This window comes from Rhodoferax sp. RT5P35 (assembly GCF_056521385.1).
Genome location: NZ_JBWMAX010000353.1, coordinates 1 through 1,043 on the forward strand (window position 1 = coordinate 1; position 1,043 = coordinate 1,043).

2 protein-coding genes are annotated in these 1,043 nt (G+C 65.9%); one reads left to right on the forward strand and one right to left on the reverse strand.

The genetic code is table 11. The annotated features are described in order from the left end of the window. On the forward strand, positions 1–778 hold a 778-nt coding region (locus AC097L_RS26270; RefSeq protein ID WP_479589624.1), incomplete at its 5' end, for an NAD(P)-dependent oxidoreductase. 66 nt (positions 779–844) lie between these two features. Here AC097L_RS26270 and AC097L_RS26275 read toward each other — a convergent pair. After that, positions 845–1,043 (reverse strand): D-arabinono-1,4-lactone oxidase (locus tag AC097L_RS26275; protein ID WP_479589625.1); only part of this gene is annotated, 199 nt, incomplete at its 5' end.

Genomic DNA, 1,043 nt, shown 5'->3' on the forward strand with positions numbered 1-1,043 from the left:
CGACTCGCCCCAGGCGCTGGCCGCGCAGGCCACGGTGGTGTTTTTGTGTGTGACCGGCTCCAAGGACGTGGAGGCGCTCATCCGCGGCCCGAACGGCCTGGCCAGTGGCTTGCGTGCGGGCTCGGTGCTGGTCGATTGCTCCACCGCCGACCCCACCTCCACCGTGGCCCTGGCCGCCGAGCTGGCCGCCATTGGCGTGACCCTGGTGGACGCGCCGCTGAGCCGCACGCCCAAGGAAGCCTGGGCGGGCACGCTGGACACCATGGTGGGTGCCGACCAGGCCACGTTTGACCGCATCCAGCCCATCCTGGCCACCTGGGCGGGCAAGGTGGTGCACATCGGCGGCCCGGGCGACGGCCACCGCATGAAGCTGGTGAACAACTTTATCTCGCTGGGCTACGCGGCGCTGTACGCCGAAGCCCTGGCGGTCGCGCAGGCGGTGGGCATCACGCCGCAGCGCGTGGATGCGGTGATCCGTGGTGGCCGCATGGACTGCGGCTTCTACCAAACCTTCATGGGCTACACGCTGGACGGCAACCAGGACGCGCACAAGTTCACCCTGCAAAACGCCTTCAAGGACCTGCGCTACCTGGAGTCCATGGCCGACGCTGCGGGTGTGGCCAATCCGCTGGGCAATGCGGTGAAAAATTCCTTTGCGCTGGCCGTGGGCGGTGGTGCGGGGCCGAAGTACGTGCCCATGCTGCCGCAGATCATCGGCCAGCTCAGCGGGGTGGATCTGGCCCCCAAAGTTGCTCCACCGCCAGCGGGAACAACCTGAAGCCTTTGCTACTGATTTATTAGCTTATCGTGCTTGTCCAATAAGCGCTGGGGGCTTATTTTGCACTTAACCCAAAAGCGCCCGCACGTGGTCGTTTAGAAAGCGCCCCTGCGGGTCCAGCTTGCGCCGCAGGGCGCGGAAATCTTCCGCCCGCGGGTACAGCGCGGTCACGTCGTCGGTGTCCAGAAAATGCATCTTGCCCCAGTGCGGGCGTGAGCCAAACCGGCGCAGGATGGCATCCACATCGCGCAGATAGTCCCAGTAG